Here is a 6,694-nt window from a genome sequence, read left to right as displayed (position 1 = left end):
ACAAAATCGCTAAGGCGACTTTGGAGCCGTCGATTTTTTTAGCCATGCGCCCTTTCCAAACGCAGTGCAGGAATAATGGTGCGGCATATGATTGTTTTTTATTCTTTAGGGGTACTCATAATACCTTTAAAACACATTATTTTAAAAGTTATCTACAAATTTTTTAAAAATATAAATTCCTAAAGAATAAAAGTGGCTACGCCACCCTTCAATGAACAATTTACAATTGACAATGGACAATTGTGGTTGAAAGCCACTAGCTTTCTTAAAAAATATATATTTAGAAATCACATTGTGATTTCATCCTAAATTGTCAATTGTTCATTGTCAATTCAAACATATATTCATAACCTTAGATTTCATCAGCCTTTCAATCTTCAAAAATTCTATAATTTCCTATACATTAAAAAATGCCTTGAGAATAACCATCTCAAAGCATGAAAAATAAAAAAAGTCGCAATTAACCATGCGACTTATTAAATCTTATTTAATTGCCTAGTTTTTTATAGAGGGATGGTCTTCGAACCTCTCCCACTTTTTAACAAAGTGGATTTTTATTAAATTTTCTTATTGAGTATATCAAATATTATAATTATTTTCAAGTAACATTTACTTACTTTGAACCTTGTCTAATTTTTTATTGTATAGAAACATATATAATGAAGCTGCAAATATTATTACATATCCTATGATACTTAAGTGATCTGGTAATGCTCCAAATATAACTAAACTTATTATAGCTGAGAATAATATGTTAGAATAATCAAAGATTGATATTTCCTTAGCTGGTGCATACTTATAAGCTAAAGTTACTCCAAATTGACCTACACTTGCAAAAACACCTGCTAATATCAAATAAATTAATTGCATCATAGTCATAGATTTATAGGATAGCATCATAAATGGAAATAATACTATTGATGAAAAAGTTGAAAAATAAAATACTATCGTATAATGTTTTTCTTTCCCCCCCAATTCTCTTACACAAGTATAAGCTGCTGCTGCAAATATAGCACCACCAACTCCTGCTAAAGCCGATATTACTTCAAGATTGAATGATGGCTTTATAATGAATAATGCTCCTAAAAATGCAATTATTAAAGATATAATTTGTTTTGTATTTATTTTTTCTTTTAAAAATAAAGCTGAAAAAATAATCACAAAAAATGGGCTCAATTTATTTAGCATATTAGCATCTGATAAAACTAATTTATCTATTGTATAAAAATTCAATACAATTCCCAGTGTTCCAAATAAAGATCTTAATACAAGAATCTTTTGATTTTCTCTTTTTCCAAAAAAGCTTTCTTTATGTTTAATTATTAAACTTAAAGCAATTAAACTTGCTACTAAATTTCTAAAAAATGATTTTTGTAAAGATGGTAAATCTCCTGAAAGCTTAACAAAAGCTGACATCATTGCAAATCCAAATGCTGATAATATTATAAATATTATTCCTTTACTTCTATTACTAAAATTATCTAAATTCATGATTTCCTCACTTTCTTAATTAAATAAAGTTCTGTATATAATTTATATATTTTTTAAAACTTTGCTTCAATAACTTATTCATATAAAATTCTTTCCATTAACTATAATAACATATTACTCTTAGTTCTTTAAAATTTAATGTTAAATAATATATAAACATTTATTCAAAATATGGATAAAATAAAAACTGCTGATAACAATTTTATCAGCAGTTTCTATTTTAATACGTATGATTAATTATAATATATAATTTGATGAAATGTACTTTTTCTTAGGGAGAACAGAAAAAATCCAAACTAAATAATAAGGTCACGCAATTATTTATTTAGTAAATTAGTATTTTGAGTGTGTGCTTTCAATACTTGCTAATTTATTTTTTCATAGTACACTTCATAAAATCTTTGCTTTGGTAAAATTTTTATTGTGTATAGCAATAATTTGTCTCATTTGTCATTGAATGAGTTATATTTGCTTTGAGATTGATTCTCATTTACAATATTATAATATCTCTATTTTGTACTATTGTCAATACTTTATTAGAAAAAATTAAAATTTATTTTTTAATTGTTTATAATATAAAATTTCTATTAAAATTCTATGTCTTTAACTTGCTTATATAATTTACTAAAACAGAATCTTGTTTAATTTATGAATATATAAATTTTCTGCTAAGTTGATAGGTCTTAAATCAAAAATTGATATTATAATGTAAGATTTAATTTATAGTAATTAAGCTTACATTTATAATATCAATTTTATTTTAATCTAGAATACTTAAATTTTTCATACTTAAGTCTAATATTTTAGCTGAATGAGTTAACGCCCCCACTGATATATAGTCAACTCCTATTTCTGCTATTTCTTTTATGTTATCTATATTTACATTACCTGAAAATTCTATTAAAACCCTATTATTAATTATTCTTACTGCTTCCTTTGCTGTTTTCAAATTCATATTATCAAGCATTATTATATCCACTTTAGTTTCTAATGCTTCATTAACCATATCTAATGTTTCTGCCTCCACTTCTATTTTTCTAACAAATGATGAATTCTTTTTACACATCTCAACTGCCTTTTTTATTCCACCAGCTGCACTTATATGATTATCTTTAAGCATAATTCCATCAGATAAATTAAACCTATGGTTATCTCCCCCACCAATTTTTACTGAATACTTTTCTAAAATTCTTAAATTAGGAGTTGTCTTTCTAGTATCTAATAACTTAGCCCTTGTATGCTCTATTTTGTTAACAAATTTATTTGTAAGAGTTGCTATACCACTCATTCTTTGTAGTAAATTTAATGCTACTCTTTCGCCTAATAATACATTACGTGTATCACCTTTCAATAAAGCAATTTTTTCACCAGGACATATTTTATCACCATCTTTTTTATTAAATTCAATCTGAACATTTCCTAAAATATCAAATACTCTTTTAAATACTTCTAATCCTGAAAGTATTCCCTCCTCTTTACATAATAGGTCTACTGTGCATATGCTACTTTCTTTTATTATTGAATTTGTTGTTATATCTTCATTTGGAATATCCTCTAATAATGCTTCTTTTATTATTTTATCTACAACTAAATAATTCATTTGTTACCATTCCCCCATTTAAAACAAGCAATTCTTTAACTATCTGTTCTTTTTCTTCACTTAATTCTTCTATTGATTTATTTATATTTTTTACTGATATAATATTAGAATTGATATATTTTTCTGTTGAATTAATCAAATTTGCACACCTTTTTGAAAATACAAGTCCCTCTAATAGTGAATTGCTTGCAAGTCGATTAGCTCCATGAATTCCAGTGCAACTTGTCTCTCCAACAGCATATAAATTTTTCATTGAAGTTACTGCATTAATATCCACTTCTACTCCTCCCATAAAAAAATGTTGTGCTGGTGAAACTTTAATATAGTCTTTAGTTATATCAGTTCCTCTTTTTAGACATTCTTTATATATTGATGAAAATCTATTCATAATATAATCTTTGTCTAAAAATGTTATATCTAAATATACGTATTCACTGTCTGTTTTTTTCATTTCTTCATACACAGCTTTAGAAACCACATCTCTTGGCAAAAGTTCATTAATAAATCTTTCACCATTAATATTTAAAAGTTTTCCTCCTTCTCCCCTTAAAGACTCTGATATAAGAAATCTTCTCTCAAAATTACCTTCGTCATAAAATACTGTTGGGTGAATTTGAATATAATTAATATCCTTCACTTTTATATCATGCTTCTTAGCAATAGCTAATGAGTCACCTTTTAATATTCTTTGGTTTGTTGAATCACTAAATAATCCACCTATTCCTCCAGTGGCTAATACTACATTTTTAGCATAAACATTTATTTGATCATTATCTTTTAATAATATTCCACCAATACATTTATTTTCATTTTCTATAATGTCAACAAAATAAGTATTTTCATAAATCATTATATTTTCTTTTTCTTTTGCTTGTTCAATAAGTACTTTTGCTACACTTTCACCAGTGTTATCTTTTGTGTGAACAATTCTATTTACTGAATGTGCTCCTTCTTTAGTATAATTTAAAGTTCCATCATCGTTCTTATCAAAATTTACACCAAGAGATATTAAATTTTTTATATTACTCATTGATTCATTAGCTAAAACCTCTACTGCTTTTAAATCATTTTTGTATTGTCCAGCTTTTAAAGTGTCTTCTATAAAAATAGGTATATCCTCTTTACTTATTGATGTAGATATACCTCCTTGTGCCAAATAAGTGTTCGTACATGTAACACTAGATTTGCATACTACTAAAACATTTAAGTTTTCGTTTAAATTTAATGCACAGTATAGTCCTGATACGCCTGAACCTATTACTAAAACATCTACAAATTTATTTCTAACCATATTTATTACTCTCCTAACTTATGCATATTTTCTAATGAAACTAATGCTCTCTTTCTAATATCTTCATCTAGTGTTATTTCATTTTTCATATTTAGCAAAGTATAATATAAATTTTCTAAGCTTGTCTTCTTCATATTCCCACAGCATATACTTTTTCCTGGAATATAAAACTTTTTATTAGGATTTTTATTTTTTAATTCATACAAAATCCCTTCTTCGGTACAAATAATAAATTCACTGCCTTTATCCTCCGTTGCGTAATTTATTATTTCACTTGTACTTCCGATATAATCTCCTAAACCTCTTATTTCCTTTGTACATTCTGGATGAACTAATATTTTTGCTTCCGTATATTGTTCCTTTAACATTAATATATCTTCTTTTAAAATTTTATTGTGACATGGACAGAATCCATCCCATAGTATAAAATCCTTCTCTTTAAAAAATTCTGATATATATTGACCTAAATTTTTATCTGGTAAAAATATTATTTGTTTATTAGGCACATTCTTTATTATTTTTAATGCACTTGAAGAAGTAACTGAAACATCACTACATGCTTTAACTTTATATGTAGAATTTATATAACATACTACATAAGCATTAGGATATTTTTCTTTTAAAGTTAATAATTCTTTTTCTTTTGCCATATCTGCCATTAAACAACCTGCATCAATACATGGCATTAATACTTTTTTGTTAGGAGATAATATCTTTGCACTTTCCCCCATAAATTTAACTCCACAAAACACTATTACCTCTTCTTTACAACTTCTAGCTATCTTACTTAAATAATACGAATCTCCAACATAGTCTGCTAATTCTTGTATTATATCTGGCTGATAATAATGAGCTAATATTATTGCATTTTTTTCATTTTTTAACTTTAATATTTTATCTATTAAATCTATAGACATAGTTACACCACTTTCAATTTTATTTTACATCTGTATATACACTTATGTAATGATTATATCACCACCATTTTTTATCTTCAATATATAAATAATCCAAATTATAATAAACAGAATTAATATAATAATAAATATTTTTGTTTTTTTGAGGGAATACTTTTATTGTGTGCTAATAATAGGTTAAAACGTACTTTAAATAGATTACGTTGAATTTACAAATTTAAATTCTAATTTAGATTAAAATTTATACTAAATTATAATATAAAATTCAATATAAATTTTCCTTATTTTAGAATGAATAAATTTTAGGAGGAACATATAATGAAAAAGTTTGTTTGTACAGTATGTGGTTATATTCATGAAGGAGATACCCCACCTGAAATTTGCCCTGTTTGTAAAGTAGGTGCAGATAAATTTATTGAAATGAAGGATGATATGGCTTGGGCTGATGAGCATAAAATAGGAATAGCAAGCGGCATCCCTAGTGAACTTATAGAAGACTTAAGAGCTAACTTTACAGGAGAATGTACTGAAGTTGGAATGTATTTAGCTATGTCTCGTCAAGCTGATAGAGAAGGTTATCCTGAAGTTGCAGAAGCATATAAAAGAATTGCATTTGAAGAAGCAGAACATGCTGCTAAATTCGCTGAAATTTTAGGTGAAGTAGTAGTTCCTGATACAAAAGCTAATTTAAAAGCTAGAGTTGAAGCTGAATTTGGTGCTTGTGATGGTAAAAAGAAATTAGCTACATTAGCAAAAAAGGAGAATTTAGATGCTATACATGATACAGTTCATGAAATGTGTAAAGATGAAGCTAGACATGGTAGAGCATTCAAAGGACTACTAGATAGATATTTTAAGTAGAAATATCTATCTAGAATTATTTTAAATATAATACTAAAACATAACACAAATATAAAATTTTATTTTAAGAGGAGTGTCTTTAATGCAAAAAATTAATTGTGACGTAAATAATTGTTCTCATAACTATTCTGGTGTTTGTTACGCTAATCGTGTTGATATAGGTGGAGATTCTGCACAAAAAGATTGTGATACTTGCTGCGGATCTTTTTTAGATAAAAAAAATTATAGTGATTTAACTAATAATTCAAATAGTTCTGGTGAATGTGATTGTCTAGTTTGTACTGTTAAAACTTGTACTCACAATTGCAATAACCTTTGTGATCTTTCATCAATAAATGTTAGTGGAGCAAATCCAAACATGTATATAGAAACTAATTGCCAAAGTTTTGAAGCTAAATAAACTATTCTAATCAAATTAAAAACTTTTGAATTCATTTATATGTTGAATTTAAAAGTTTTTATTTTTATTTAATTTCTTTAATACACATCTTGTATTTGCACCTTACTCTGTTATACTTGTTATTGTCATGTAAG

6 protein-coding genes and 1 riboswitch are annotated in these 6,694 nt (G+C 26.1%); of the genes, 2 read left to right on the top strand and 4 right to left on the bottom strand.

What is annotated here, in order from left to right:
* Positions 1–489: 489 nt before the first annotated feature.
* Positions 490–535, bottom strand: a riboswitch (PreQ1 riboswitch).
* A gap of 74 nt (positions 536–609) precedes the next feature.
* The 4 genes from NG904_RS12690 to nadA all read right to left on the bottom strand — a co-directional run bounded on the left by NG904_RS12690 (position 610) and on the right by nadA (position 5,293).
* Positions 610–1,491 (bottom strand): DMT family transporter, encoded by an 882-nt coding sequence (locus NG904_RS12690; protein ID WP_252231841.1) that lies wholly within the window; start codon positions 1,489–1,491, stop codon positions 610–612.
* Between the two features lie 760 nt (positions 1,492–2,251).
* Entirely contained in the window at positions 2,252–3,091 is an 840-nt protein-coding gene (gene nadC / locus NG904_RS12685; protein WP_252231840.1) for a carboxylating nicotinate-nucleotide diphosphorylase, read from the bottom strand.
* Complete coding sequence (locus NG904_RS12680) at positions 3,069–4,382, bottom strand: L-aspartate oxidase (RefSeq protein WP_252231839.1); 1,314 nt, start codon at positions 4,380–4,382, stop codon at positions 3,069–3,071. The genes nadC and NG904_RS12680 overlap by 23 nt, the downstream gene beginning before the upstream one ends.
* Before the next feature lie 5 nt (positions 4,383–4,387).
* On the bottom strand, positions 4,388–5,293 hold the full coding sequence (gene nadA, locus NG904_RS12675) for a quinolinate synthase NadA (protein ID WP_434062230.1): 906 nt from the start codon (positions 5,291–5,293) through the stop codon (positions 4,388–4,390).
* Positions 5,294–5,617: 324 nt separating this feature from the next.
* On the opposite strand from nadA, the gene NG904_RS12670 reads away from it, so the two are divergent.
* Together NG904_RS12670 and NG904_RS12665 are read left to right on the top strand one after the other, a co-directional pair.
* Positions 5,618–6,160 (top strand): NADH peroxidase, encoded by a 543-nt coding sequence (locus NG904_RS12670; RefSeq protein WP_252225544.1) that lies wholly within the window; start codon positions 5,618–5,620, stop codon positions 6,158–6,160.
* 82 nt (positions 6,161–6,242) lie between these two features.
* Complete coding sequence (locus NG904_RS12665; RefSeq protein WP_252231838.1) at positions 6,243–6,560, top strand: DUF1540 domain-containing protein; 318 nt, start codon at positions 6,243–6,245, stop codon at positions 6,558–6,560.
* Positions 6,561–6,694: the final 134 nt, after the last annotated feature.

This window comes from Clostridium sp. ZBS15, from assembly GCF_023845705.1.
Lineage (GTDB): Bacteria > Bacillota > Clostridia > Clostridiales > Clostridiaceae > Clostridium > Clostridium aquiflavi.
Note: the sequence above shows the minus strand (reverse complement) of the source record. Positions and strands in the feature narration are given on the sequence as shown.